The sequence below is a fragment of the Stackebrandtia soli genome, assembly GCF_965137155.1.
GTDB classification, from domain to species: domain Bacteria; phylum Actinomycetota; class Actinomycetes; order Mycobacteriales; family Micromonosporaceae; genus Stackebrandtia; species Stackebrandtia soli.
The window spans coordinates 1-24,964 of sequence record NZ_CBCRZX010000025.1 but is presented as its reverse complement, the minus strand read 5'-3'; the positions used below and the strand labels follow the sequence as shown (position 1 = coordinate 24,964).

At 68.5% G+C, this 24,964-nt stretch carries 23 protein-coding genes and 1 pseudogene; 21 read left to right on the top strand and 3 right to left on the bottom strand.

Annotated features, from left to right (window positions below; genetic code table 11):
- Window positions 1-43: 43 nt before the first annotated feature.
- The gene (locus tag ACM9NP_RS15215; protein ID WP_415647346.1) at window positions 44-577 is read right to left on the bottom strand and encodes a hypothetical protein; all 534 of its coding nucleotides are present in this window, start codon (window positions 575-577) and stop codon (window positions 44-46) included.
- A gap of 568 nt (window positions 578-1,145) precedes the next feature.
- On the opposite strand from ACM9NP_RS15215, the gene ACM9NP_RS15210 reads away from it, so the two are divergent.
- The 13 genes from ACM9NP_RS15210 to ACM9NP_RS15150 all read left to right on the top strand — a co-directional run bounded on the left by ACM9NP_RS15210 (window position 1,146) and on the right by ACM9NP_RS15150 (window position 16,111).
- Complete coding sequence (locus tag ACM9NP_RS15210; protein WP_415647345.1) at window positions 1,146-1,670, top strand: SigE family RNA polymerase sigma factor; 525 nt, start codon at window positions 1,146-1,148, stop codon at window positions 1,668-1,670.
- Window positions 1,663-2,667, top strand: a complete 1,005-nt coding sequence (locus ACM9NP_RS15205; RefSeq protein ID WP_415647344.1) for a hypothetical protein — start codon at window positions 1,663-1,665, stop codon at window positions 2,665-2,667. The genes ACM9NP_RS15210 and ACM9NP_RS15205 overlap by 8 nt, the downstream gene beginning before the upstream one ends.
- Before the next feature lie 294 nt (window positions 2,668-2,961).
- Complete coding sequence (locus ACM9NP_RS15200) at window positions 2,962-4,815, top strand: 2-oxoacid:acceptor oxidoreductase subunit alpha (RefSeq protein WP_415647343.1); 1,854 nt, start codon at window positions 2,962-2,964, stop codon at window positions 4,813-4,815.
- Window positions 4,808-5,833: a 2-oxoacid:ferredoxin oxidoreductase subunit beta gene (locus tag ACM9NP_RS15195; RefSeq protein WP_415647342.1), complete on the top strand. Its 1,026-nt coding sequence runs from the start codon at window positions 4,808-4,810 to the stop codon at window positions 5,831-5,833. The genes ACM9NP_RS15200 and ACM9NP_RS15195 overlap by 8 nt, the downstream gene beginning before the upstream one ends.
- A gap of 330 nt (window positions 5,834-6,163) precedes the next feature.
- Window positions 6,164-6,538 carry an NADH-quinone oxidoreductase subunit A gene (locus ACM9NP_RS15190; RefSeq protein ID WP_415647341.1) on the top strand — a complete coding sequence of 125 codons (375 nt, stop codon included), beginning with the start codon at window positions 6,164-6,166 and terminating at the stop codon, window positions 6,536-6,538.
- Window positions 6,539-6,546: 8 nt separating this feature from the next.
- A complete protein-coding gene (locus ACM9NP_RS15185) occupies window positions 6,547-7,113 on the top strand; it encodes an NADH-quinone oxidoreductase subunit B (RefSeq protein WP_415647382.1) in 567 nt (188 codons plus the stop codon).
- On the top strand, window positions 7,103-7,636 hold the full coding sequence (locus tag ACM9NP_RS15180) for an NADH-quinone oxidoreductase subunit C (RefSeq protein WP_415647340.1): 534 nt from the start codon (window positions 7,103-7,105) through the stop codon (window positions 7,634-7,636). The genes ACM9NP_RS15185 and ACM9NP_RS15180 overlap by 11 nt, the downstream gene beginning before the upstream one ends.
- Before the next feature lie 134 nt (window positions 7,637-7,770).
- Window positions 7,771-8,727 (top strand): NADH-quinone oxidoreductase subunit NuoH, encoded by a 957-nt coding sequence (gene nuoH, locus ACM9NP_RS15175; protein ID WP_415647339.1) that lies wholly within the window; start codon window positions 7,771-7,773, stop codon window positions 8,725-8,727.
- Between the two features lie 211 nt (window positions 8,728-8,938).
- Window positions 8,939-11,221 (top strand): ATP-binding protein, encoded by a 2,283-nt coding sequence (locus tag ACM9NP_RS15170; RefSeq protein WP_415647338.1) that lies wholly within the window; start codon window positions 8,939-8,941, stop codon window positions 11,219-11,221.
- A gap of 51 nt (window positions 11,222-11,272) precedes the next feature.
- Entirely contained in the window at window positions 11,273-11,569 is a 297-nt protein-coding gene (locus tag ACM9NP_RS15165; protein WP_415647337.1) for a hypothetical protein, read from the top strand.
- A gap of 776 nt (window positions 11,570-12,345) precedes the next feature.
- On the top strand, window positions 12,346-14,196 hold the full coding sequence (gene glmS / locus ACM9NP_RS15160) for a glutamine--fructose-6-phosphate transaminase (isomerizing) (protein WP_415647336.1): 1,851 nt from the start codon (window positions 12,346-12,348) through the stop codon (window positions 14,194-14,196).
- Between the two features lie 128 nt (window positions 14,197-14,324).
- Window positions 14,325-14,693, top strand: coding sequence for a holo-ACP synthase (locus ACM9NP_RS15155; protein ID WP_415647335.1), 369 nt, complete (start codon window positions 14,325-14,327; stop codon window positions 14,691-14,693).
- Window positions 14,690-16,111: an NAD(P)H-hydrate dehydratase gene (locus ACM9NP_RS15150; RefSeq protein WP_415647334.1), complete on the top strand. Its 1,422-nt coding sequence runs from the start codon at window positions 14,690-14,692 to the stop codon at window positions 16,109-16,111. The genes ACM9NP_RS15155 and ACM9NP_RS15150 overlap by 4 nt, the downstream gene beginning before the upstream one ends.
- A gap of 62 nt (window positions 16,112-16,173) precedes the next feature.
- Here the strand turns inward: ACM9NP_RS15150 and ACM9NP_RS15145 are convergent.
- A pseudogene (locus ACM9NP_RS15145) lies at window positions 16,174-16,604 on the bottom strand (helix-turn-helix domain-containing protein).
- A gap of 96 nt (window positions 16,605-16,700) precedes the next feature.
- On the opposite strand from ACM9NP_RS15145, the gene ACM9NP_RS15140 reads away from it, so the two are divergent.
- The 6 genes from ACM9NP_RS15140 to rimI all read left to right on the top strand — a co-directional run bounded on the left by ACM9NP_RS15140 (window position 16,701) and on the right by rimI (window position 21,235).
- Complete coding sequence (locus tag ACM9NP_RS15140; protein WP_415647333.1) at window positions 16,701-17,081, top strand: DUF6221 family protein; 381 nt, start codon at window positions 16,701-16,703, stop codon at window positions 17,079-17,081.
- Window positions 17,082-17,370: 289 nt separating this feature from the next.
- Complete coding sequence (alr, locus tag ACM9NP_RS15135) at window positions 17,371-18,471, top strand: alanine racemase (protein WP_415647332.1); 1,101 nt, start codon at window positions 17,371-17,373, stop codon at window positions 18,469-18,471.
- Window positions 18,471-19,664, top strand: coding sequence for an alpha/beta fold hydrolase (locus ACM9NP_RS15130; RefSeq protein WP_415647331.1), 1,194 nt, complete (start codon window positions 18,471-18,473; stop codon window positions 19,662-19,664). The genes alr and ACM9NP_RS15130 overlap by 1 nt, the downstream gene beginning before the upstream one ends.
- A complete protein-coding gene (gene tsaE / locus ACM9NP_RS15125; RefSeq protein WP_415647330.1) occupies window positions 19,661-20,128 on the top strand; it encodes a tRNA (adenosine(37)-N6)-threonylcarbamoyltransferase complex ATPase subunit type 1 TsaE in 468 nt (155 codons plus the stop codon). The genes ACM9NP_RS15130 and tsaE overlap by 4 nt, the downstream gene beginning before the upstream one ends.
- Window positions 20,122-20,787 (top strand): tRNA (adenosine(37)-N6)-threonylcarbamoyltransferase complex dimerization subunit type 1 TsaB, encoded by a 666-nt coding sequence (tsaB, locus tag ACM9NP_RS15120; RefSeq protein WP_415647329.1) that lies wholly within the window; start codon window positions 20,122-20,124, stop codon window positions 20,785-20,787. Before tsaE ends, tsaB begins: the two co-directional genes overlap by 7 nt.
- A gap of 13 nt (window positions 20,788-20,800) precedes the next feature.
- Window positions 20,801-21,235: a ribosomal protein S18-alanine N-acetyltransferase gene (gene rimI, locus ACM9NP_RS15115; RefSeq protein ID WP_415647381.1), complete on the top strand. Its 435-nt coding sequence runs from the start codon at window positions 20,801-20,803 to the stop codon at window positions 21,233-21,235.
- A 49-nt stretch (window positions 21,236-21,284) separates the two neighbouring features.
- Here rimI and ACM9NP_RS15110 read toward each other — a convergent pair whose 3' ends face one another.
- Window positions 21,285-22,454 carry a class I SAM-dependent methyltransferase gene (locus tag ACM9NP_RS15110; RefSeq protein ID WP_415647328.1) on the bottom strand — a complete coding sequence of 390 codons (1,170 nt, stop codon included), beginning with the start codon at window positions 22,452-22,454 and terminating at the stop codon, window positions 21,285-21,287.
- A gap of 477 nt (window positions 22,455-22,931) precedes the next feature.
- Between ACM9NP_RS15110 and groES the strand changes: the two genes are divergently transcribed.
- A complete protein-coding gene (gene groES / locus ACM9NP_RS15105; RefSeq protein ID WP_415647327.1) occupies window positions 22,932-23,240 on the top strand; it encodes a co-chaperone GroES in 309 nt (102 codons plus the stop codon).
- Between the two features lie 63 nt (window positions 23,241-23,303).
- A complete protein-coding gene (gene groL, locus ACM9NP_RS15100) occupies window positions 23,304-24,911 on the top strand; it encodes a chaperonin GroEL (RefSeq protein WP_415647326.1) in 1,608 nt (535 codons plus the stop codon).
- Window positions 24,912-24,964: the final 53 nt, after the last annotated feature.

Genomic DNA, 24,964 nt, shown 5'->3' with positions numbered 1-24,964 from the left:
CAAGGAATCCACCGACTCGGACAAAAGGGATCATTCGCAGTGGTCAGTAGTAGTAGGGCCGGGAGCTCGCGTTGATCATGCCGAGGCACATTGCCAGGAAGACCAGGATGAACACCGCGTAGATGGCGATCATCAGGCCGAGTCCATTGTAGGGCTGTGGCGCGGGGCCGAGGCTTCCCGGTGAGAACACCCAGATCGGCGCGCGGTACTCCACGTCCGTCGCTTGTCCTGGATGGACGGTGATCCACTGTTCGACGCGACCCGGTTGCGCGGGGAAGAGCCACGGGAAGTACATGAGGACATGGTGGGTTCCCGCGGGCAGCGTCAACGTGTTGAGCCCCCACTGGGTGTTCGGCATCTGCTGACCGTTGACGATGATGACCGGTTTGACGAAGAACAGCACCCAGGCCATCCAGAAGAACTTCGCGTCGATGCGGAGCCAGCCGGTGGACCCGGCATCTGGATACTGTGGATATCCAGGCTGCGGGGTCGGTTGCTGGTGGCCGTACGACGGCGGCGTTTGTGGGTATCCGTAGCCGGGCTGCTGCCCGTATCCGCCCTGCGGGGGATAACTCATGATGGTCCTTATTCCATGATGGCGATGGTTGTGGGCAGCGCCGATTATCGCTTGCCTGGTCAACGAATCGGAGAGCGAGGTTCCCCACCCGCCTCATCCGCCTCACCTCCGCCCCGGGGAAGGAAGCGTCGGGTTCCCGCCCGCCGCTCCTCACCGCCGGGATCGCGCGAGACCGAGCCGCCACGTCGACGCGGCGCGACGGACGCGGGCACCCCCGATGCGATCTCCGCGACAGTCCACGCCGACCCTCGCCGAGTGGTCGAGGAGAACCGGAGGTCGCGACACCGGTCTCCCCTTCGCGATCGATACGAACTCGGTAGGCGGTGTGACGCACGCGTCGCAACCGATCATGGGTTCGGCGCGTGTTGTGCTCAGATAAAACGCGCGTAGTCGACACGTGAGGAGACAGGCGATGGCGAGCACGTTCGCTCTCGGCGGAGCCGTGCCCATCGGCATCGATTACCCCCCTGCCCGTACCTCGCCCAAGGCGGCAGGGAAAATGGGACCTGCCGCGACCCGCGAACCCGCAGGTGCGGCGGATCGTGTGTCGATACGTGACGGAGTGCGCGTGCAGTCGGAAGCGGAGTTCATCGCGCTCTATGAGTCGCGTTTCTCCGAACTGGCTGCCCAAATCTATGCCTACACCTCGGATTCGAGTGAGGCCCAGGACATCGTTCAAGAAGCGTTCCTCCGAGCCTGGCAACGCTGGGACACCATCGGTGACTACGACGAACCCCTCGCCTGGGTCCGCCGTGTCGCGTGGAACCTCGCCACCAGCCGACACCGCCGCGTGGCGGTCGCCAGACGCTTCCTCCAACGCAGCTCCGCGCCCGAGCCGCACCCCGGCATGAGCCCCGACCACGTCGCCCTTGTCGAGGCCCTCCGCAAGGTCCCCGAGAAGCAGCGGCGGGCCGTCGTCCTGCACTACCTCGGTGACATGTCGATCGCCGACATCGCCCGACAGACCGGAGCCAAAGAAGGCACCGTCAAGTCGTGGCTGCACCGGGGCAGGACCGAACTGGCCCAGTACCTCACCGAAAACGAGGAGCCCGAGACCACCCGCAGACCAGGGGAGGTGTCACGCCGTGCCTGACCCGTTCCGGCAACGCCCACGACCGAAGCCGGCACCCGAGGACATCGTGACCTCGGCGTTCGCGGCCTACCGCGCAGAAGCCCCCATTTCGTTCACCCCGCCATCGGCCACCGCGCTCATGGCGCGCGCCCCCCGGCGTCCCCGGCGGCGCGCCCTGTCGGTGTCCGTCGCCGCGCTCGCGTGCACCGGACTCATGCTGTCCGGCGTCGCGATCACGCAGACGATGACGAGTTCACCGAGCGGCAACGTGGAAGCGATCGGCTCGGACGAGTCGAGCGCGCCCGACACGCTCAACCAGTCGAGCACCTCGACGGACTCGGCCCCGGGAACCGACGTGCCCGCGAGCCCCGACCCGGTCGAGGCGGAACTACTCGCCCGGACCGTGTCCCTGCCCGCGTGGCCCGGCGAACTCGGCGAGCAGTGCCCCGCCGGGGAATTCCGGTTCACCCCGCCGGACGACGACGACCCGCACTCGCTCCCCCCGATCACCGACTCCCCGACCCCCAACGGCGCGTGGGTGCTGCTCCCCAACAACACGCACGCCAAGTCCACCAACCTCGACGGCGTCGACGGCGACGAGGTGATCGTCCCCGTTGCGTGCGGCGACGTCCCCGGCGTCATCGCCTTGTCGCAAGAGGACGACCAGTTCACGTCGGTCGCGTTCGTCTACGCCGAAGAGGAACCCGGCGAGGCGATCGAGGTGAAGGACGCGCAGGACACCGTCGTCACGCTCAGCATGGCCGACGGCGGCCAGGACAAGAAGAAGATCCGCCACTTCGCCTTCGACGGCGAGGAGTTCACCGAGACCACCGGACCCGGAGACGGCACCAGCCCGCCACCGACAGACCCTGGCGGTGACGGCAGCGCGTCGCCAGGTGAGGAATCACCAGACCCACCTGGCGACACCTCGACCCCCCAGCCGAACGAAGACCGGACCAGTCCACCACCGGACGGCCCGAGGACGCACGACCCGGACGACTCCGAGCCGCAGGACTAGAACCCGTACGCCGTCACGCGTGCGGTTTTGTCGTATCCCGACGAGGACACCCCTACTTGGGGCGTCGTCGTCGGGTCGCCGTGCGCCCCAACACCCCCACGACACGGGACGACACCGTCTCGACGTGTTTCAGAAGCGTTACGGCCCTTGGTTCTCAGCCCCGCGATGGGTGTCACCCGTCCCACATCGTTCGGATCCCCAGTGTCGCGACGTACGATCGCGAGTGTAAGAAGGGGCGGGCAAAGTCCGTCGCCGTCCGGTCGGCAATGAGCCCGCCAAGGAGAGTGCTTAAAGGTGAACACCGTCCGGCAGTTGGATCGGGTCGTCATTCGGTTCGCGGGTGACTCGGGCGACGGCATGCAGTTGACCGGTGACCGGTTTACGGCAGAAACCGCCAAGCTCGGCAACGATCTATCCACTTTGCCTAACTTCCCGGCCGAAATTCGCGCACCAGCGGGCACCCTCCCCGGAGTGTCGAGCTTCCAGATCCACTTCGCCGACACCGACATCCTGACCCCCGGCGACGCCCCCGGCGTCCTCGTCGCGATGAACCCGGCCGCGCTCAAGGCCAACATGGGAGACCTGCCGCGCGGCGCGACCATCGTCGTCAACTCCGACGAGTTCACGCCACGCAACCTCAAGAAGGTCGCGTACGCGTCGAACCCGCTCGAAGACGGCAGCCTCGACGACTACCAGCTGCACGCGGTTCCGTTGACATCCCTGACGATCAGCGCGCTCACCGACTTCGACATCGGCAAGAACGAGGCCGCCCGCGCGAAGAACATGTTCGCGCTCGGCCTCATCTCGTGGCTGTACTCGCGACCGATCGAAACGACCATCTCGTTCATCGACCGCAAGTTCGCCGCCCGCCCCGAGATCGCGCGCGCCAACGTCGCCGCGCTGAAAGCCGGGCACGCGTACGGCGAGACCACCGAGACCTTCGCGGTCCGGTACGAGGTCCCGCCCGCGACCCTCGCCCCCGGCACGTACCGGAACATCACCGGCAACCTCGCGCTCGCGTACGGGCTCGTCGCGGCCGGCGTTCGATCGAAACTGCCCGTTTTCCTCGGCGCGTACCCGATCACGCCCGCGTCGGACATCCTGCACGAACTCAGTAAGCACAAGCGCTTCGGCGTGACGACGGTCCAGGCCGAAGACGAGATCGCCGCCGTCGGCGCCGCCCTCGGCGCCTCCTACGGTGGAGCGCTCGGCGTCACCACGAGCTCCGGCCCCGGTATCGCGTTGAAGTCGGAGACGATCTCGCTGGCGGTCGCGCTGGAACTGCCGCTCGTCGTCGTCGACGTGCAGCGCGCCGGCCCGTCGACGGGGCTGCCGACGAAGACCGAGCAGGCCGACCTCATGATGGCGCTTCACGGCCGCCACGGCGAGGCCCCGATGCCGGTTGTTGCGGCGCAGTCCCCGTCGGACTGCTTCGACGCCGCCATCGAGGCGTGCCGGATCGCGCTGACCTACCGCACCCCCGTCATGCTCCTGTCGGACGGCTATCTCGCGAACGGCTCCGAGCCGTGGCGCCTGCCGTCGGTCGCGGACCTGCCCGACCTCACCGTCGAGTTCGCGACGGAACCGAACCACGTCGAAGCCGACGGCACGAGCGTCTTCTGGCCGTACAAGCGCGACCCGGAGACGATGGCCCGACCGTGGGCAGTCCCCGGCACGCCGGGCCTCCAGCACCGCATCGGCGGCCTGGAGAAGAAGGACGGCACCGGCGACATCTCCTACGACCCGGACAACCATGACTTCATGGTTCGCACGCGCGCGGCCCGCATCGCCGCGATCGACGTGCCGGACCTGCTCGTCGACGACCCGGGCGAGACCGCGAACGTGCTCGTCCTCGGTTGGGGTTCCACGTACGGGCCGATCGGCGCGGCCGTTCGCGCCGTTCGCGCCAGGGGCGTGTCGATCGCCCGCTCGCACCTGCGGCACTTGAACCCGCTGCCGAAGAACCTCGGCGAGGTGCTCGCCTCCTACGACAAGGTCGTCGTCCCGGAGATGAACCTCGGCCAGTTGTCGGCCGTCCTGAAATCCACGTACGACGCCGACATCGTCGGCTACAACCAGGTCCGAGGACTGCCGTTTACATCCCAGGAACTCGAAGCGGTCCTGGAGGAGGTCGTGAAGAATGTCTGAGCCCGTCAAGTTGACGCTCAAACCGAAGGACTTCAAGAGCGACCAAGAGGTCCGGTGGTGCCCGGGCTGCGGTGACTACGCGATCCTCGCCGCCGTCCAGTCGTTCCTCCCGGAACTCGGACTCGAACGCGAGAAGATCTGCTTCGTCTCCGGCATCGGCTGTTCCTCCCGCTTCCCGTACTACCTCAACACCTATGGGATGCACTCGATCCACGGCCGCGCGCCCGCGATCGCGACGGGCCTCGCCACCTCCCGCGACGACCTGTCGGTCTGGGTCGTCACCGGCGACGGTGACGCGTTGTCGATCGGCGGCAACCACCTCATCCACGCGCTGCGTCGCAACGTCAACCTGAAGATCCTCCTGTTCAACAACCGGATCTACGGCCTGACGAAGGGCCAGTACTCGCCGACGAGCGAGGTCGGCAAGGTCACGAAGTCGACGCCGGTGGGTTCGGCCGACGCGCCGTTCAACCCGCTGTCGCTCGCGCTCGGCGCCGAAGCGTCCTTCGTGGCGCGGACGCTCGACTCGGATCGCAAGCACCTCCAGCAGGTCCTGCGCGCGGCCGCCGAACACGAAGGCAGCGCCTTCGTCGAGATCTACCAGAACTGCCCGATCTTCAACGACGACGCCTTCGAGGTGCTCAAGTCGCCCGAGTCGCGGGACGCGTCGCTGATCCGTCTCGAACACGGTCGGCCGATCACGTTCGGAGCGGACGGCCAGTACTGCGTCGTTCGCGCGGGCTGGGGCATCGAGGTCGCCGCGACGGCCGACGTCGACGCCGCCGACATCGTCGTCCACGACGCGACCGTCACCGACCCGTCGTACGCGTTCGCGTTGTCGCGTCTGTCCGGTGAGAACCTCGACCACACCCCGATCGGGGTGCTGCGTTCGATCACGCGCCCGACCTACGACTCGGTCGTCCGGTCTCAGGTCGCCGCCGCGTCCGCGACCGTCGACGACCGTGAGGACGCGCTCGGGGCGCTGCTGGCCGGCTCGGACCCCTGGACGATCCTGTAACTCGTGAGTCGCCTCCCCCGTATCGACGGGGGAGGCGCACCCGCCCCTCTTTCTGATGCCGGACGGGGCCGTTCGTCTACCGACATTCGTTGTTCCGGTTCTCCTTGGGGCTCAAGGTTTATCGCCACTTTTAATCCCTTGTGGTGACTCATCGGGGCCTCCGGCCTCCTCCCCAAGGTCGACGCTACCCGCCAACCGCTGAAGCCACGCTTAAGCCGCCTGAACGCGACTTCAGGCACGTGGCCGCGCGCGAGTCCCCTGTGGCGGCGGAGGCGACGCGGCCGAGCGGGGGAGTTGCCCAGGGTGAGGGCAGCCTCTAGGCTTCGGGGCATGGGCACCACTTTTCTCAGCGGGTACTCCGCGTTGGGCCTGATGATCGTTCTCGGGGTCCTGCTGTCGGTGGCCGCGTTCGCGGCGAACCGTCTGCTCCGGACGCAACGTCCGTCCCCCGCGAAGGCGACGACCTACGAGTGCGGCCTCGACCCGGTGGGCGGCGACTGGGCGCAGGTGCAGGTCCGCTACTACGTCTACGCGTTCCTGTATGTACTGTTCGCTGTGGAGAGCCTGTTCCTGTTCCCGTGGGCGGTCGTCTTCGACGCCCCGGGCTTTCGACTGGTGACGGTCGCCGAGATGGCGGTCTTCGTCGGCGTCCTCGTTCTCGGATTGGCGTACGCGTGGCGCAAGGGTGGTCTGCGATGGGTGTGAATCTCGGGATGCCCGCCGTCGGTGACGAACCGCGCGGCATCGGAGGCGTGCTCGGCGAGCCGATCCGTTTCGTCCTCAACTGGGGCCGCCGGTACTCGTTGTGGGTCTTCAACTTCGGTCTGGCTTGCTGCGCCATCGAGTTCATCGCCGCCTCGATGGGGCGACACGACTTCATGCGACTCGGGGTCATCCCGTTCGCGCACGGCCCCCGTCAAGCCGACCTGATGGTCGTCTCGGGCACCGTCACCGACAAGATGGCGCCCGCGATCAAACGCCTCTACGACCAGATGCCCGAACCGAAGTACGTCATCTCGTTCGGCGCGTGCAGCAACAGCGGCGGCCCGTACTGGGACTCGTACTCCGTCACCAAGGGCGTCGACCAGCTGATCCCCGTCGACGTGTACGTCCCCGGCTGCCCGCCCCGGCCCGAGGCGCTTCTGCACGGGATCCTGCGCTTGCAGGAGAAGATCGCGGGGGAGGCACCCGGAATCGGCGGGCTTCGCCGGGACTCCGCGTCTCTGACGTCAGGACTCGTGCCCCCTCCAACCGGAACGGACCTGCCCCATGTGGACTGACGAGGTGGCGACCGCGCTGCCCGACGCGACCCTCGGGTCCGCCGAGAACCGGGTCGTCGTTGACGTGGATCCGTCGCGGTGGCGCGTCGCTGTCGGCATCGCCCGTGACGTCCTTGGCCTGAACTACTTCGACTGGCTGTCGGCCGTCGACGAGGCCGAGGATGGGTTGCGGATCGTCGCGCACCTGTGGTCGGTACCCGATCGGCGCGGTGTCCTGCTGCGATCCCTGATCGACGGTGCCACCATCGAATCCATTGTCGATCTCTACCCGGGCGCGGATTGGCACGAGCGTGAGACTCACGAGATGTTCGGCGTCGTGTTTCCCGGGCACCCGGGGCTGACGCCGCTGCTCCTGGCGCCCGAATTCGAGGGGCACCCGCTGCGAAAGGACTTCGTGCTCGCCTCGCGAGTCGCCAAACCCTGGCCCGGGGCGAAGGAACCAGGCGGTGATCACGGTCCGCGCAAGCGTCAACCGATGCGGCCGCCAGGTGTACCGGCCGACGGTGAGTGGGGACCGGCCTGATGTACACATTCGACTTACCGCGACCGGTTCGCGGACGTCCCGACGACGTCGATCCCGGGCGTGCGACGCGATCCGAACACCGGTCGGCCGTGGCGGTGATGGACCGGCGATGTCCTTTCGGTCTAGGCTGACGCATGCCCTTCTGGCTTGACGTCGCGATTCGTGTTCTGGCGGTAGTTGTCGCGTTCCTCGTGCTGCCGCTGGTCGTGGGCCAGACCGAGCACAAGGTCATGGCGCACATGCAGGGCCGTCTCGGTCCGATGTACGCGGGCGGCTATCACGGTTGGGCGCAGCTGATCGCGGACGGCGTCAAGTTCGTCCAGAAGGAGGACATCACGCCCGCGGCGGCCGACAAACCCGTGTTCAAACTCGCCCCGCTCATCGCCCTGCTGCCGTATCTGCTGGCCCTGCTGGTGATCCCGCTCGGTCCCGACCTCGTCGCGCTGCCGCTCGACGTCGGGCTGTTCATGGTCCTGGCGATCGTCGGGATCGGCATCATCGCGGTCCTCATGGCGGGCTGGGCGAGCGCCAACAAGTACACGTTGATCGGTGCTCTGCGCGCGGCGGCGCAGTTGCTGGGTTACGAGCTGCCGTTCGTCCTTGCCGCGGCGAGTGTGGCGATGGCGGCGGGAACCCTGTCCCTGCCGGGGATCGTGGAGGCGTGGAATCCGTGGTGGTTGCTGTGGCAGGCGCCGGCGTTGGTCGTGTTCTTCACCGCCGGTCTGGCCGAGATCCGTCGGCCGCCGTTCGACGCCCCGATCGCGGATTCGGAGCTCGTCTTCGGTTACATGACGGAGTACGCGGGCCTGCGCTTCGCGTTGTTCCTGCTCGCCGAGTACGCGGGGATCGTTGTGATCGCCGCGTTGACGACGGTGCTGTTCCTCGGGGGCTGGAAGGGGCCGTTCCTGTCGGCCGAGCTCGGTTGGTTGTGGACACTCGCGAAGGTCGAGATAGTGTCCTTTGTGGTTATCTGGTTGCGGGTCTCGTATCCGCGGCTACGCGTCGACCAGTTGCAGCGTCTGTGTTGGACGGTACTCGTCCCGGTGGCACTGGCGCAGCTGATCCTCACGGCCGCAGTGAAACTCGCCTGACCTCATAACCAAGTGACAATGGATGGCCGACCGCCGTCATCGGTGAGGTCGGGGCGTGCCTGATCGGCTCATCGCCGGTGCGAGACGACGCCGTCGCGCCTTGCCGATCAAGGTCGACCGGGGTATATATCTATCTTCACGATCGCCGAGATCGTGGCCCTGCACGGTATCCGGCCACCGTGGCATGTTCGGGACTACCAAGGGAGTCGGCGTGGGCCGAAGTGAACAGCCGCTCGGTATCGCGGCCAGTCCGGTCGAACGGTTCGCCTTCGACCTGCGTCGGGCCAGGGACGCCGCCGGGAGACCGACCTTTCGTCGCCTGTCGGCGGTGACGGGCTACTCCATGTCGACGCTCTCGGACGCGTTGTCGGGGCGGCGCCTGCCGACGTGGCCCGTCGTCGAGGCGCTGCTCGAGGTGTTTCCCGACGTCGACGTTCCCGGGTGGCGGCGACGCTGGTTGTCGGTCTCGAACGGGCGGTCACGACCGCAGGAGGAGTCGCGGTTGCCCGGTTACGCCACGGCGTTCGTCGGGCGTCAGCGCGAACTGGCCGACATCGCGGGGGCGATGGGAACCGACCGGCTCATCACCGTGGCGGGCCCCGGGGGCGTGGGCAAGACCCGCCTCGCCCGCCAGGCCGCCACCCTCGCGCGGTCCGGCTTTCGCGACGGCGTCCACTGGGTTCAGTTGGCGGAACTGTCCGATCCCTCCCTCATTCCACAGGTGACGATGGCGGCCCTCGGGGTGCCGGTCGACCCGACTGTCGCCCCGGCGGCGGCGCTGCGCTCGGCCGTCACGCACATCCACGCGCTGATCGTGTTCGACAACTGTGAGCACGTCGTCGCCGAGTGCGCCGCCGTGATCGAGACGATCCTGTCGGCCGGGTCCGGCGTCACCGTGTTGACGACGAGCCGTGTGCCCCTGGTCCTCGACGGGGAGCGGCTCGTTCCCGTCGGACCGTTGCCGACGGAGGTCGCCGTCTCGATGTTGCGCGACCGAGCCTGGACGATCGGCGTGATCCTTCCCGAGTCCGGGGAGGACGCCGACGCGGCGGTGCGCATCTGCGAACGGCTCGACCGGTTGCCGTTGGCGATCGAGATCGCCGCCCGCAAGCTTCGGGACCTGTCCCTCGGCGCGCTCCTGTCGGAACTGGACGAGCTCTCCCGTTTGCTGGACGACCCCGGCGACGACGGCCACCGGCACGGGTCCCTGGCCGCCATGCTGGACTGGAGCTACCGACTCTGCTCCCCATTGGAGCAGCGAGTGTGGCGTTGGCTCGCGGTCGCCATCGGTGAACCGTCCATTGAGATGGCGGTGGAGCTGTGCGCGACCGAGGACGATCCGCCGAAGGCGGTACGCGCCGCCGTCATGCGGCTCATCGACCGATCCGTCCTGGTCGGATCGGTCGACACCCCCGGTCGTTTCCATGTGCTGGAGACGATCCGCGCGTTCGGCACGCGCCGACTCGCGGAGGCCGGCGAGACCGACCGCGCTCGGACTCGGCACGCCGACTGGTGCCTACGCCTCGCCGTCGACTTCGACACGCACTGGTACGGGCGTCGACAGGTGGAACTGATCCGCCGAGTCCGCCGGGAGCTTCCACAGCTGCGGGTCGCGATGGAGTACGCGGGTTCCGTCCCCGACGGCGGTCGGCACGCCGCCACCGCGCGACGCCTGGTGTGGTTCTGGATCGCGGTGGGCTCTCTCGACGAGGGTCGTCGCTGGTTGGCAGCCGCCGCCGACCTCAGCCCCGACGCCGAGACCCTGTGGGCGCTCGCCTACGTGACCTTGCTGCTGGGACACGCCGAGGAGTCCGAGCGCCTCACCGCCCGCGTCGGCGCGTTGTCGGAGGCCGACTCGCCGTCGGCGGTGTGGGCGACGCTGATCGACGGGCTGCGTCTCGTCCAACAGCGCCGCTTCGACGACGCCGAGCACGCCACGACGACGGCCCTGCGCCGCTTCGACGACCTCGCGCTCCCGTACGGGGCGCAGCAGGCGCTCAGCCAGCGCGGCGTCATCAAGACCTTGCGGTCCGACGACGTCGGCGCCGCCGAGGACTTCGAGACCGCTGACGTCATGGCGCGGCGGTTCGGGGAACGCTGGCACAACTCGTACACGGTGTGGTCGCACGGACTGTTGCTGCACCAGGGTGCGGACCTGGCGAACGCCTTGCCGATGCTGCGCCGCGCCGCCGCCGCGCAGGCCGAGTTCGGAGACCGCCGGGGCATGGCGGTGACCCTCTCGACGATCGCTTGGGTCGCCGTCGACCGGGGCGCCCCGTTGGCGGCGGCGACGCTGATGGGCCACGCGTCGGCGATCTGGCCGAGCAGCGAGGAGCACATGTTCGGGTTGCCGTACTTGACCGTTCGAAGCCGCCGATACGCCGACCGGCTCCGCAACTCGTTGGGGCCCAAAGTCTTTGACCGGGCGTTCGCCGCCGGGACCGTGATGGAGACCGCCGAGGCGCTCGCCCTGATGCGGACGTTCCCGCGGTGAGGTCGGGCCCGCGTCGTTGCGATCGACGTCGATGGGTGGTAGCAAGGGCGCATGACGAACGACCCCGTACGCAGTCGGCATGACGGTCCCGTGAACCGGTGGTTCATCCGTGTCGTCTGGTCCTCGGCGGCTCCGCTTGCCCGGATCACCTGGGCGTCGCTGGCACCGTTCGGTGTCCTGTTCGCGGTCATCGCCGTCGTCGCGACCACGCCGGTCGCCGACGCGTGGGGGATGACCGAGGGCGATCGGGAGTTCTTCCCGTTCATCGCGGTCTTCTTTCTCGTCCTCGCGCTACTCGCGGCGTTGACCGATCTCGTCAAGACGATCATTCGTCGTGCTCGCGCGTGACCTCGCGCCGGACGGAAGCACGATGATCCATAGTGCATGATCGCTCTCCCGCGTCGCTGCTTCGCGACCGACGCGGCGCGAGTCGCGGTGTTCGGCCCCGGATCCCCTGCGGTACCCGTGATCGAGCGCCATCTCAGGGCTGATCCAGGCCCACATGTCGTTGGCGGCCTGCCCGAGGTCGGGGGCAGGCCTGGCGGAAGGTCCGAACTCGTCACCGCGCACGGGCGGCGATCGGTCGGCCAAGGCGAGGCGAGGCGTTCGTGTTCGGGGATGACACGGAGGCTCGACCCGCCACCGATGCCCTCGAACCTCACCACCCGCCGCGCAACCCGGATGCGCGATCCCGTGTTTCGCCGTCGTGCCACCACCCGAGGGGTGGACCCGAATCCGACGGGGCGACCGGGTCTTCCCGGCCACCACCCAACCCACCGGCGTTCTCTCATCGCACGAACAGGGACATCGTTCCGTCGGCGCCCGAGGCCGCCTCAGTTCATGCTCGCACGCGTGGCAGCGGCGCGCCCCGAGGCCGAAAGGGCCCGTTCGCCTGCGAGGACGCCGACGCGCTCCTTCGTCTTCCCGCGTCGTCCGCGAACCGCCGCTGATCGCCGTATCCATGGTGGATCGATCGGTTCCGTTGGGCCGTTTCACTTCTCGGGCTCATTTGTTTCATCGTGTCCGCTCCGTCGTTCATCGACCTCGTGTTCGATCAGAGTGCGTGATTGAAATAGGGATTATCGAGCAGTTCACCTGATCGAAACTCGTGTACGCTGGCCGGCATGTGTGGAATCGTGGGATACGTCGGCGCCCGTCCGGCGATAGCTGTCGTCAACGAGGGGCTTCGCCGCCTCGAATACCGGGGGTACGACTCGGCCGGAGTCGCCTTGATCGACGGGGACGTCGTCATCACGGAGAAACGCGCCGGAAAGCTCGCCAACCTGGAGGAGGCCGTCACCGCGCGCGGTGGATTGACGGGGCCGACCACCGGCATCGGGCACACCCGCTGGGCGACCCACGGGCAACCGAACGACCGCAACGCGCACCCGCATGTGTCCGTCGACGGCCGCACCGCTGTCATCCACAATGGCATTATCGAGAACTTCGTGCAGCTGCGTGGTGAGTTGGAGGCCGAGGGCATCGAGTTCTCGTCCGACACCGACACCGAATGCGTCGCCCACCTGCTGTCGGCCGAACTGCGTCGCACCGACGACCTCGCCGAGGCGATGCGCGTCGTGTGCCGCAGGCTTCAGGGCGCCTTCACGCTGCTGGCCGTCGACGCCGCGCACCCCGATGTCGTCGTGGGCGCTCGCCGAAACTCGCCGCTGGTCGCCGGCATCGGGGACGGCGAGTACTTCCTCGCGTCCGACGTCGCGGCGTTCATCAGTCACACCCGAAGCGCCGTCGAGCTGGGGCAGGACCAGGTCGTGACGATCGACGCCAGCGGCCTCACGATCACCGACTTCGACGGGGATCCCGCCGAGGGCAAGCCCTTCGACGTCGACTGGGACGCCTCGGCCGCCGAGAAGGACGGCTACGAGTACTTCATGCTCAAGGAGATCGAGGAGCAGCCGCGCGCCGTCGCCGACACGCTGCGGGGTCGTTTCACCGTCGGCGGCGAGATCACCCTCGACGAGGTGCGAATGTCCGATCAGGATTTTCGGGATGTCGACAAGGTCTTCATCGTCGCCTGCGGCACGTCGTACCACGCGGGAATGGTCGCCAAGTACGCCATCGAGCACTGGGTGCGCCTCCCCTGCGAGGTCGAACTCGCCAGCGAGTTCCGGTACCGCGACCCGGTCCTCGACCGGTCCACACTGGTCATCGTCATCTCGCAGTCGGGCGAGACGATGGACACGTTGATGGCCCTGCGGCACGCGAAGAACCAGAAGGCGCGCATCCTCGCGATCACGAACACCGTCGGTTCGACGATTCCCCGCGAATCCGACGCCGTGCTGTACACCCGCGCCGGCATCGAGGTCGCGGTCGCGTCGACGAAGGCGTTCCTGACGCAGCTCGTCGCGTGCTATCTCGTCGGTCTGCACCTCGCGTCGGTGCGCGGCATCAAGTACGCGGACGAGGTCGCCGCCGTCCTCACCGAGCTCGCCACCGTGCCCGACATGATCCAGAAGGTCCTCGGCGAGATGGAGCCGGTGCGGCTGCTCGCGCGGCACATGGAGAACGCGGACCGCGCGTTGTTCATCGGCCGTCACGTCGGCTTCCCGATCGCGTTGGAAGGCGCGCTGAAGCTCAAGGAGCTCGCCTACATGCACGCCGAGGGCTTCGCGGCGGGCGAGTTGAAGCACGGCCCGATCTCGCTGATCGACGACGGTACACCAGTCGTCGTGGTGGTGCCGTCGCCGCGCGGGCGCAGCCTCCTCCACGACAAGGTCGTGTCGAACATCCAGGAGGTCAAGGCGCGCGGGGCGACCGTCATCGCGATCGCCGAGGAGGGCGACGTCGTCGTTCCTCCGCACGTCGACCACACGGTGTTCCTGCCGCGCGTCTCGACGCTCCTCGCGCCGCTCCTGACGGCCGTCCCGATGCAGGTCTTCGCCTGCGAGCTGGCTGCCGCCAAGGGCCACGACATCGACCAGCCGCGGAACCTCGCCAAATCCGTGACAGTCGAATAAGGACAGATGAGACGGGATCGGCGTCGGGGCGACCCGGCGCCGATCCCGTCTCATGGTCGGCGCGGACTCCGTGTCCGCGTGCGGCGTCCCGTCACGGCACGCGTGGCAGGTGTGACACAGTGGCAGGCGTGATTGTCGCTGTCGGAATAGACGTCGTCCTCGTCGAGCGCTTCGCCAAGGCGCTCACCAGGACCCCGTTGCTCGCCGCCCGGTTGTTCACCGACGCCGAACGCGTCACGGCCAGCGGCAACCCACGGTCGAGCGAGTCACTCGCGGCGCGATTCGCCGCCAAGGAGGCCGTCGCGAAATCCCTCGGAGCTCCGGGCGGTCTGCACTGGCACGACTGCGAGGTCGTCACGGATCCGGACGGTCGGCCGTGGCTGACGACGAGCGGCACGGTCGCCGCGGCCGCCGCCGAGCGCGGCATCGAACGTTGGCACCTGTCCCTGTCACACGACGGGGGCATCGCCTCGGCGATGGTGGTGGCGGAACGATGAGGAACGGCGTGTGGCGCGTCGAGCAGGTGCGCGCGGCGGAAGCGGCGCTCATGGCGACGCTGCCCGAAGGCACGTTGATGCACCGCGCCGCGACGGGGCTCGCGTCCCGGATCGGGCGGATGCTCTCACAGACGCGGGGCTGTTACGGCTCGACGGTGACCCTGCTCGTCGGCGCGGGCGACAACGGAGGCGACGCGCTGTACGCGGGCGCTCAACTGGCGCGCAGGGGTGCGCGGGTCCTCGCCGTCGAGGTCTTTCCCGGCCGGTCTCATCCCGGCGGAGTCGCCGCCCTGCTCGACGCGGGCGGACGTCTGGTCGACGAGCCGCCGGCGGAGACCGATCTGGCCGTTGACGGGATCTTCGGCATCGGCGGGCGTCCGGGCCTGCCCGCACGCGCCGGTGAACTGGTCACCCGGCTCGCGGGCGTTCCCATGATCGCCGTCGACGTCCCCAGTGGAGTCGATGTGGACACGGGGGCCGTCAACAGCGACGCGGTGCGCGCCGACATCACGGTCACCTTCGGCTGCCGCAAGCCCGCGTTGATGGTCGGCACCGCCGCCGAACACGCCGGCATGATCGACCTTGTCGACATAGGACTCGATCCCTACCTGCCGGAGCCGTACGCGCTCATCCCCGTCCTCGACGACATCGCGCGCTGGTGGCCGCGTCCACACGCGTGGGACAACAAGTACACGCGCGGCGTCCTCGGCGTCTGCGCCGGATCGTTCCGGTACCCGGGTGCGGGCGAACTCGCCGTCGCGGGCGCGCTCGCCGGCCCGGCGGGGTACATCCGATACGCGGGCACGGCGGCGCGGCACGTCCGTTACCGATACCCGGAGGTCGTGACGAAGGACCGCGTCGCGGACGCCGGTCGCGTCCAGGCGTGGGTCGCCGGTCCCGGCATGGGGACGGACTCGGTCGCCGACTCGCAGCTGCGCTCCGCGTTGGCGGCGCCGGTGCCGATGTGTCTCGACGCCGACGCGTTGACCTTGGTCGCCCACGATCCGTCCATGTTGGTGGGTCGTCGACATGGGACCGTCATGACGCCGCACGACCGGGAGTTCGCTCGCCTGTCGGGCCACGCGATCGGGGACGACCGGATCGGCGAGGCGGTCGCGTTGGCGAAGCGTCTCGAGTGCGTCGTGTTGTTGAAGGGGTATCGGACGGTCGTCGCCGACGCGTTCGGCAATGTCCACGTCAACCCGACGGGGGACCCGGCCTTGGCGACGGCGGGAAGTGGCGACGTGTTGGCGGGTCTCATCGGGTCGCTCCTGGCCGCGGGGCTGTCGCCGGTGCGTTCGGCGGTCGCGGGCGCGTTCCTTCACGGACTCGCGGGTCGCCACGCGGCGCGCCAGGGACCGGTGACGGCGACGCGCATCGCGGACGCGTTGCACGACGTGGTCGCGGAGCTCTCCTAAGGACTGTCCCGTAAGTGATCTGCGGGTCGGTGTGACGTGCTTGTTCATTGCTGGCCGGCTGCCTATCCGGCGAGAAGGAGGTTGTGTAGTCGGGCGATGCCGAGCATGGCGTGGTGGACGCCGTCGCCTTTGAGGCGGCAGTCGCGGAGGATTCTCCAGATCTGGGTGCCGTCCACAATCAGCACGGCGTCCTTGGCAAACCGCTTGCGGGGCTGGAGCGCGAGCATCGGCCCGAGGTGGTCGATGATGCGGTCCGCGGCTGATTTGGACACCCGAACGGCAAGGCGAGCTGGCGCATCGTCAAGTTCGTCCGCCAATAAGCCGCCAGCAGCAACACCCGGTCGGCCAGCGGCGGGCCCCACGGCCGACCCTTGCGGGCCGTATCTGCACCCTCGTGTCGCAGCACGGTCACCGGCTTGCCGAACGGGCGGGGACTCAACCCGGTGAACGGGGCTATCCAAGTCGGCCCTGACGCTGTGATTACACCAGCCACAACAAGATCATTTCACCGTCGGCCCATCAAGAACCGTATGCTCGCACCACGAAAATCAAGCGACACTGCCTGGCACACCACCGAGGATGCCTGTTTATGAATGAAGATCTGGTGAGGTTCCTCAAGGCGCGGCTGGATGAGGAAGCCGATCTGGCCCGACGTTGCGACGGTGATGGTTGTGGAACGTGGTCGGCTCGTGGGCACACGGTCGACTTCTGTCAGGTGAACCTATCAGGTTTCCACCCCGCGATCGCTTTGCATGTGGCTCTGCACGACCCGGTCCGCGCTTTGCGCGAGATCGACGCCAAACGACGCATCCTGGCCCGTCACGCCCTCAGCCCGGCAGCGGGAGATCCGGAACTACCGTGGGACGACCGCGATGACTGCCAATTCGATGGCGAACCCTGGCCATGCGACGACTTGCTCGACCTCGCCTCGCCCTACGCCGACCATCCCGACTTCCCTCGGCGGTCCTGAAACGGCAATACCCGGAGCAAAGCGCCCGATGGGCGAAGCACGCTCTCGACCGGGCCCGCCAACCGGAAGCCCGTTACGGGACAGCTCTTAGCGTCCCAAAGGATGGACGTCGGCTCGGTCCTTCCGGGCGTCACCGAGTTCCGGCAGGTCGGCCGAAGGTCGCATACCCGGAATTCGCCCGGGTGGTCGTGGCGGTGTGCGCACGGGTGGGGGCCGTGAGGGCGGTGTGACGCTGATCGCCGCCGCGTGCCGCATGGGTGACGGCGTCATTCCACGTAGTCTGGATGACATGTCTTTTCAGGCCGAAGCGGTGGTGAATCTGGAGGCCATCGCGGCGAATGTGGCGAATCTGGCGCGGCGGACGTCGGCAGAGCTGATGCCCGCCGTGAAGGCCGACGGGTACGGACACGGCCTGATCCCGGCCGCTCGGGCCTGCCTCGCGGGCGGGGCGACCCGGCTCGGGGTCGCGACCCTGCCCGAGGCGATGGCCTTGCGGGCGGACGGCGTGACCGTCCCGATTCTCGCGTGGTTGGCGGCGCCGGGTCTCGACCTGGAACCGGCGATCGAGGCGGACGTGTCGTTGGGCGCGTCGTCGGTGGCGCAGTTGCGGGAGTTCGTCGCGGTGCGGGCGTCCCGGCCAGCGAAGGTCCACCTCGAGGTCGACACCGGCATGGGCCGTGGCGGCGTCGTCGAGGACGAGTGGGGTCGCTTGTGCGAGTTCGCGGCGAAGGCTCAGGCGGACGGCCTCATCGAGCTCGTGGGCGTGTGGAGCCACATGGCGTGCGCCGACGAACCCGAGCATCCGGCGAACGCGGCCCAGAAGTCCGCGTTCGAGCGGTTCCTCGACGCGGTCTCGGCGGCGGGGCTCGACCCCGCGTACCGCCACTTGGCGAACTCGGCGGCCCTGTTGACGGACCGGTCCACGCACTATGACGTGGTGCGGCCCGGCATCGCCGTCTACGGTTACTCGCCGATCGTCGGGCAGGACTACGGCCTGCGCCCCGCCATGAGCGTGCGCGCGCGGCTGACCCAGGTGAAGCGCCTGCCCGCCGAACACGGAATCTCTTATGGACACACGTATGTGACGGACCGGCCGACGACGGTCGCGGTCGTCCCGCTCGGTTACGCCGACGGCATTCCCCGCTCGACGTCGAACAAGGCCGAGGTGCTCATCAACGGCGAGCGCCACCCCATCGTCGGGCGCGTGTGCATGGACCAGGTCGTCGTCAAGCTCGGCAAGGCGAAGGCGCACCCCGGTGACGTCGCCGAGTTCTTCGGCGATGGCGAGATCACCGCCGACGACTGGGCGATCTGGCACGACACCATCAGTTACGAGATATTGACGTCGATCGGCGCCCGGGTCAGACGTCGATACGTAGGGAACCCGTAATGAGCAACCTCCCCTCCACCCAGAGCCGCAAGAAGCGTCGCGCTGGCGTCATCAGCGCCATCGCCGGACTCGCCGCCGCAGGTCTGGCGGCCGGAGTAGCCGCGGAGCGTTATGTGATGAACAAGGCGAGGCGAGACCCGGACGACCCTTACCACGACGAACCCTTCGGGCGGCTGCACGCCGATCGGATTCGCACCGTCGCGTCCTCGGACGGGGTGTCCGTGCACGTCGAGACGGTCGGCACCCGTTACGAGCCCGGTGACGGCGGCGCCGACGCGCCGACCGCGACCGTCGTGTTCGTCCACGGTTACTGTCTCGACCAGGGCACCTTCCACTTCCAGCGGCGGGCCCTCACCGAGTCGACGCTGCCCGTCCGCGCGGTGTTCTACGACCAACCGGGCCATGGACGCTCCAGCGAGATACCCGAGGCCGAGCACGACATCGACTCGCTCGCCGAGACGCTGTACGCCGTCATCGGGCAGACCGCGCCGTCAGGTCCGCTGATCCTCGTCGGACATTCGATGGGCGCCATGACGATCCTGGCGTTCGCGCGCCGTCACGCGGAACTGTTCGCGTCCCGGGTCACGGCCGTCGCCTTGCTGTCCACATCGTCCGGTGGGCTTTCGGAGGTCACGTTCGGAGCGCCCCGAGTCCTCGCCCGCGCCCGAAGGGTCGTGTTGCCCGTCCTCGGTCGAGCCGCCGCGTTGACACCCGGCGCGATCGACCGGACCCGCAAGATCGTCGGCGACCTCGCGTGGATGCTGACCCGGCGGTACGGATTCGCCACCGAAAGACCGTCCCCCTCCCTCGTGTCCTACGTGGAGGAGATGAACACGAACACGCCGATCAGGACCGTCATCGGTTTCAGTAGGACACTCCTCGAACACGACGAACGCGGCTCGCTGCGCGGCCTCGCGAACGTGCCCGTCCTCATCATCAGCGGCAGCGACGACCAGTTCACGCCCGCGGCCCACGCCGTCGAACTCGCCGAAGCGCTCCCGCACGCGACGCTCATCATCATCCCCGACACCGGGCACATCGCGTTGTTGGAGAAGCCCGCCGACACGACCGAACCCCTGCTTGGCATGATCGCATCGGTCGTCGACACCATAACCGCCAACGCGGTCGACGAGTCGACCCCGCGCCGCAAACCGTGGCGCCGCAAGAAAACCGAGAACGGGAACGAACGGTGACTTTTCTGCTTCCAACGGTCGCGGACACGAAACGCCTCGGCGCGGACCTGGCGCGCCTGCTGCGCCCCGGTGACCTGCTCATCCTGACGGGGCCGCTCGGCGCCGGAAAGACCGCGCTCACCCAGGGAATCGGTGCCGAACTCGGCGTCGCCGGACCGATCACGAGCCCCACCTTCATCATCGCGCGGGTGCACCCGCCCGACACGGGAACGATCCCCCTCGTCCACGTCGACGCCTACCGCCTCGGAAGCCTCGACGAACTCGACGACCTCGACCTCGACGCGTCCATCGAGGACTCCGTCACCGTCGTCGAATGGGGCGCCGGGGTCGTCGAACAACTCACCGACTCCCACCTCGAGATCCGCATCGACCGCCACGACAACGACGCCCGCGAAATCGAGCTCATCGGTCATGGCGGCGACTGGGACACCCGACTGAAAGCACTGACAGAGGGCACATGCTGACGCTCGCCATCGACACCTCGACCCCCGCCGTCACCGTCGGCGTCGCCGACCTCGGCGAGACCGTCACCATGCGCGCCACCCGCGCGCACGTCGACGCCCGCGCCCACGCCGAGCAACTCACGCCGCTCATCGCCGCCGCGCTCGCCGAAGCCGACGCGACGCCCGCGGACCTCGGCGCGATCGTCGCGGGTCTCGGGCCGGGACCGTTCACGGGCCTGCGGGTCGGCCTCTCCACCGCGGCCGCGATGGGGCACGCCCTCGACATCCCCACCTACGGCGTCTGCTCCCTCGACGGGATCGGCGCGGCCGTCACGACCGCGACCGGGCCGTTCCTCGTCGCGACCGACGCGCGCCGCAAGGAGGTCTACTGGGCGCTGTACGCACAGGATGGACAGCGGGTCGACGGTCCGTCCGTCGACAAGCCCGCCGACCTGGCCTCGAAGACCGCGCCCGGCACCGGCGCGCTCGGCGCGGGAGCCCACCAGTACGCCGACATCCTCGGCCTCGACCTCATCGACGGCCCCCAACACCCCGACCCCGCCGCGCTCCTGCGGCTCGCCGCCGAACGCGTCCGAGACGGCGCCCCCACCGAACAACTCACCCCGCTCTACCTGCGCCGCCCCGACGTCCACGTCAACGGCCAGCGCACCCGGGCCTGACGTGACCTGGTCCATCGAACGATTTCGATGGTGGCACATCCCGGACGTGCTTCCCATCGAAGCCGAGTTGTTCACCGTCGACGCCTGGACCGCGGCGATGTTCTGGTCCGAACTCGCCGCGGGCCACTACTACCGCGCCGCCCTCGACGGCGACACGCTCGTCGGTTACGCCGGGCTCGCCCTCTCCGACGACGAGGCGTGGGTCAACAACATCGCCGTCGCGGGCGCCCACCAGCGGCGCGGCATCGGAGCCGCGCTCCTGCGCGACCTCCTCGACCACGCCGTCGACAACGGCGTAGGCACGGCGCTCCTCGAAGTCGCCACGGACAACGGTCCCGCCCAGGCGATGTACGAGGCGTTCGGTTTCGACGGGATCGCGGTCCGACGCAACTACTACGCCGCCACCGGCAAGGACGCCCTCATCATGCGGGCCCGACTCGGCCGCTGACGACGGCCGCCTCTCACCGGCCACGTCCCATTCCCGCGAAGAGACGCCCTCAGACCGGCGCGGCGTCGCACAGTAGCGCGACATGACGATCCCCGTCCCGAGTCACGATCAAGGTCGCCTCGTCGGCACCCGACAACCGCAGCTCCCGGCGCAACTTGTCCGGCGACACGTCCGCGCCGCGCTTCTTGATCGTCAACCGCCCGATACCGCGCTCCCGTAGCACTCCTCGCAGCTTCTTGACGTGGAACGGAAGCACCTCGCGGATTCGCCAACCGACCGCCAGCGGCGTCGTCGCCGGCGCGTCCCGATACAGGTAGGCGATCGTCGGATGCGCCAACCGCGCTCCGATCAGGTCGCCGAGTTCCGCGACCAGGCGCGCCCGGATCACGGCCCCGTCCGGTTCGTACACGTACTCGCCCAGCCCACCGACGTCCGCGTCCCGCCGACCCGTGCCGGTCAACTCGATCGCCTCCCCACCTCGGAAGACGACGGCGGTGCGGTTCGCCTGCCCGGCACGTCCGCGCCACAGGGCCGCCTCCACGACATCGCCGTCGACGGACACCCACTCGGCGGCGGCTCCGTCCGGGATCGCGTCGTGCGCGATGCCGGGCGCCACCTTGACGGCGGTCAGGCGCGGCCCGGCCGCGCTCCACACGGCGTCCAGGGGCGGGGAATAGTCGCGCGGGTCGAAGACGCGGCGGCCGTCCTTACGCCGGGCCGGATCGCAGAAGACTGAATCCACGGCAGACAGATCGAAGTGGAGCGCGTCGCCGTGATGGACGCGAAGGCGATCGGCCAATCCGATCGCGGAGGCGTTCGCGGCGGCGAGGGCGGCGGTACCGGCGTCGGCGTCGACGGCCTCGACGTCCAACCCGACCCGGGCGAGCGCGAACGCGTCCGCGCCGATGCCGCAGCACAGGTCGGCGACGACGCGGGCGCCGTTCTCCACGAAGAGCCGGGCGCGGCGGTCGGCGACGACGCGGCGACTCGCCTGCTCCAGGCCGTCGCGGGTGTAATACAGGGCGGCGGCGTCGGGTCCGAACTTCGCGACGGCGATGCCGCGCAGTTGAGCCTGCGTCAGGGCGAGCGCGCGACGGTGCGGATCCTCGACGACGCGGGCGAGGGCGATCCCGGCCCGGTCGGGGTCGTCGTCGAGCAGGCGGGTCGCGATCGCGATGGTGTCCGCGCCGTCGGTACTGGTGAGCCACTCGACGTCCATGCGGTTATTGTGCGTGGACGCCGACGGGGCTCGGTTACCGGTGTCCCGGGTGAAGTCCCCTGTGTACTGAGTGGGTCCGTGACGCGCGTGCGCCGCGCCCGGGAGGGGCGCCGAACGTTCGCGTCGGCTCGGAAGGCGAACCGCCGCGCCGTCCATTCGGGGTCGTTCCGGGGTGGATTCGGCGGCCGAAACACCCGCCGAAAGCCCGTGATTTTCGTCGCGAACAGCCCGATCCGAGGCGTCGTGGCGTTCGCGGGCGGCCGCTTCTCACGTCGATGACCTGCGTTGGCGCTGACCGAACCCGAAGTGGGGTTAGCACTCTCAGGTTGAGATTGCCAGCGGTTACACTAAGGCTGGCACTCTCGCCTCGAGGGTGCTAATTTGGGCGGCGGGCGTGATGACGCGACAACCCGCGACGACGCGACATCGCCACCGCCCACGAATCGTCAACAGCGTAAAGACCGAAGGGTAAGCCACATGGGCACCGCGACGAAGGTTGCGATCAAGCCGCTCGAGGACCGCATCGTGGTCCAGACGAACGAAGCGGAGACCACCACTGCCTCTGGCATCGTCATCCCCGACACCGCCAAGGAGAAGCCGCAGGAGGGCACCGTCCTGGCGGTCGGCCCCGGCCGCGTCGACGACAAGGGAAACCGGGTTCCCGTCGACGTCAAGGTCGGCGACGTCGTTCTGTACTCCAAGTACGGCGGCACCGAGGTCAAGTACGCCGGGGAGGACTACTTGGTTCTGTCGGCGCGTGACGTGCTCGCCGTCATCGAGAAGTAATCGATCCATTGACACCGCCCCGGACTCAACGTGTCCGGGGCGGTCTCATGAGGAGGGAAATCAATGCCAAAGATCCTCAACTTCGCCGATGACGCCCGCAGCCACATCCAGCGCGGGGTGGACCACCTCGCCGACACGGTCAAGGTGACCCTCGGTCCCAAGGGCCGCAATGTGGTGCTGGACAAGAAGTTCGGCTCGCCGACGATCACCAACGACGGCGTGACCATCGCCAAGGACATCGAACTCGACGACCCGAACGCCAACCTCGGCGCGCAGCTCGTCAAGGAAGTCGCCACCAAGACCAACGACGTCGCCGGTGACGGCACCACGACCGCGACCGTGCTCGCTCAGTCGATGGTCCACTACGGACTTCGCAACGTCGCTGCGGGCGGCAGCCCGATCGCGCTGAAGCGCGGCATGGACGCCGCCGCCAAGGCGATCAACGACGCCCTGCTGAAGAAGGCCACCCCCGTCTCCGGCAAGGAGTCGATCGCGCAGGTCGCGACCGTCTCCGCGCAGGACGGGCAGATCGGCTCGCTCATCGCCGAAGCCTTCGAGGCCGTCGGCTCCGACGGCGTCATCACGATCGAAGAGGGCTCGACCCTCGCGACCGAACTCGACGTCACCGAAGGCATGCAGTTCGACAAGGGCTTCATCTCGCCGCACTTCGTGACCGACGCCGAAGCACAGGAAGCTATCCTCGACGACCCGCTCATCCTCATCACGAGCGGGAAGATCACCAAGATCGAAGAACTGCTGCCGGTCCTCGAAAAGGTCCAGCAGTCGGGCAAACCACTGCTGATCATCGCCGAGGACGTCGAAGGCCAGGCACTGGCGACGCTCGTCGTCAACGCCGCCCGCAAGACGTTCAAGGCCTGCGCCGTCAAGGCCCCCGCCTTCGGAGACCGCCGAAAGGCGATCCTCGAGGACATCGCGGTCCTCACCGGCGGCCAGCTCGTGTCCGACGAGATCGGACTCAAGCTGGACCAGGTCGGACTCGGCGAACTCGGCACCGCCCGCCGCGTCGTCATCACCAAGGACGCGACGACCGTCGTCGAAGGCGGAGGCGACGAAGCCGCCGTCAAGGGCCGGGTCGACCAGATCCGCGCGCAGGCCGAAGCCACCGAATCCAGCTGGGACCGCGAGAAGCTCGAAGAGCGACTCGCGAAACTCGCGGGCGGCGTCGCGGTCATCCGCGTCGGCGCCGCGACCGAGGTCGAGCTCAAGGAGCGCAAGCACCGCATCGAGGACGCCGTGTCCGCCACGCGCGCCGCGATCGAGGAGGGCATCGTGCCCGGCGGTGGCGCCGCGCTCGTGCAGATCCGTGAGGCGCTGCGCGATCTCGACGTCGACGACGAGGCCGCCGTCGGCGTGTCCATCGTGTCGCGCGCGCTCGCCGCGCCGCTGCACCAGATCGCGTCGAACGCCGGTGTCTCGGGCGACGTCGTCGTCTACAAGGTCGCCGACCTCGACTGGGGTCACGGCTACGACGCCGCGCTCGACTCCTACCTGGACCTTCTCGGTACGGGAATCGTCGACCCGGTGAAGGTGACGCGTAACGCCGTCACCAACGCGGTCAGCATCGCCGCGTTGACGCTGACGACCGACGTGATCATCGTCGACAAACCCGCGGAAGAGCCCGCCCAAGGCGGGCACGGGCACTCGCACTAGGAACGATCCGAGGACGCGGTCATTCCGCGTCCCAGGGGACGGGGCGTCATCCG